Here is a 2,077-nt window from a genome sequence, read left to right on the forward strand (position 1 = left end):
CTGCGCTTGGATGCGATCTTGCGGTAGGCGCCGCTGCGAACGGCGGCAATGGCGGCAGTCTCGCGGTCGGTCATGTCAAACGCGTTGAATTGGAAATACGCGATGAGGTCGACGCCGGTCGGCAACATCTCGAGCTCGCGGTCCAAGTCAAAAATCACGGCGATGCGCACGCCGTCCACGTCGAACACCGGCGGCGCCCAACGCGTGTCGTTGTTCTCGCCACGCTGCAAGGCAATGCTCGAACGCGCCGGCACCACATGACCGTCCTTGAGCATCATGTAGTCGAGCAGCGGCTGGCCTTCAAACGAAACCGCCGCGGGCACGATGCAGATCATGTCAAGCTCCTGGATACGCTCGGCGACACCAGTCAAACCGGCAAGCACGTCGTGCTCAAAGTCGGCAGCGCCCACCAGGCCACCGGGCATGGCGCCCATAAAGAGCGGAGCCGGAACGCACAGCACGCGCGCCCCGCGCTCGCGGGCCAGACGAGCCTGGTCCTCGATGCGGCCGCAAATGCCCTCAATATCACCCAGGCGCATATCGATCTGTGCAAGCGCGAGCTTCATGGCTCAGCCCTTTCCGTCGTAAACCATCGAAATCGCAGTAAAAGCGCCGGCCGCATAATGCAGTCGGCGCTTGCATGTGCATATGCTAACTATGATACCCCGAGCGGGGGCGCGCTCCTAGAATGTCGCGGACCACAGCCCGTGCAGGTTGCAGTAGGCATAGACGGTACCGGTCTTGGAGCCGCCCGCAAAAAACGTCGCGGGTTTCATGCCGGGCTCAAGGTAATGGACCTCCAAGCGGCCCTCGGCCTCAAGGGCGATCCACTCAATGTAGTGCTCGGGCAGGCTGGGGTGCTCGACCGAGCCAACGCGTGCGCGAATCACGTGACCGTCACGCTCGGTCTCGACAACAGGAACGTGCTTCTCGTGCGCCGCGTCCTCAGTGTTTGCAGTCAGTTCCGTGCAACCGGCAGGGGTCGCAACGTCGTCGCCAAGGGCAGCGATGAGCTTGCCGTCGGGGTCCTTAAAGAATTTCGCCATGATGTTCTCCTTTGCTGATGTGCCAATGTTCTTGATGGTTCTTATGCCCAAAGGCAGACAAACCATCCACGGCATTGCAAATGAACACATAACGGATCAGGCAAGCGGTCGGGCCAAAATGCGTCGACCGTCCTGCCCACTCCAGCAGTCCCACCCCGCGCGCGGCTAGCGACCGTCACCGCCCAGCAGCGCCAGAACATCTTCGCGGGTAAACAGTGCCGACGAGATGCCGTCGCCGCCGAGCACGCTGTTGACCAGGTCGCGCTTGGACTCCTGCATCTGCATAATGCGTTCCTCGATCGTGTCCTTGGCGATGAGCTTGTACACGGTCACGGCATGTTGCTGGCCAATACGGTGTGCACGGTCAGTCGCTTGGTCCTGCGCCGCCACGTTCCACCACGGGTCGTAGTGAATGACCACGTCGGCAGCCGTCAGGTTAAGGCCCACGCCACCCGCCTTGAGCGAAATCAAAAAGACCGGAACCTCGCCCGCTTGGAACTGCGCGACCATCTTGGCGCGGCTCTCCTTAGACGAAGCGCCCGTGAGCTTAAGGAAGGCGATGTCCTCCTTGGCCAAGCGCTTACCGATGATATCGAGCATACCCGTAAACTGGCTGAACAACAGGATGCGATGCCCGCCGTCGAGCGCGCCGTGCACGAGCTCCATGCACGTATCGAGTTTGGCGCTCCCCGCCTTGTAATCCTCGTAGTGCAGACGCGGGTCGCAGCAGATCTGGCGCAGCTTGGTGAGCTCGGCGAGCACCTTGAGCTTGTCTTTCTTAAACTCGGATGCCTCGCGGTGCTGCACCTGCTGGGCGATGCGGTCCTGGTTTGCCAGGTAAAGCTTGCGCTGCTCGCCGGTGAGCTGCGCCATGACCGTATCCTCGATCTTCTCGGGCAGGTCGGCCACCACGTCTTCCTTGACACGGCGCAGCACAAACGGCGACACGAGCGCTTGCAGGCGGGCGGCACTGTCGCCCTCGGCATGCTCGACCGGGCTTTCGAAGCGCTTTGCAAACGATTCACGTGTGC

Annotated in this window: 3 protein-coding genes; all 3 read right to left on the bottom strand. The window is 61.7% G+C overall.

Annotated features, from left to right (window positions below):
* Positions 1-566: carbon-nitrogen hydrolase family protein (locus tag ABHR76_RS00970; RefSeq protein ID WP_488212529.1), on the bottom strand; the 566-nt coding region annotated here is incomplete at its 3' end.
* 117 nt (positions 567-683) lie between these two features.
* Positions 684-1,046 (bottom strand): desulfoferrodoxin family protein, encoded by a 363-nt coding sequence (locus ABHR76_RS00975; RefSeq protein WP_055285739.1) that lies wholly within the window; start codon positions 1,044-1,046, stop codon positions 684-686.
* Positions 1,047-1,211: 165 nt separating this feature from the next.
* Positions 1,212-2,077, bottom strand: an 866-nt coding sequence (locus tag ABHR76_RS00980) for a DEAD/DEAH box helicase (RefSeq protein ID WP_346976534.1), incomplete at its 5' end; no start/stop codon positions are given.

The sequence above is a fragment of the Collinsella aerofaciens genome, from assembly GCF_039752985.1.
Taxonomy (GTDB): Bacteria; Actinomycetota; Coriobacteriia; order Coriobacteriales; family Coriobacteriaceae; genus Collinsella; species Collinsella aerofaciens_BT.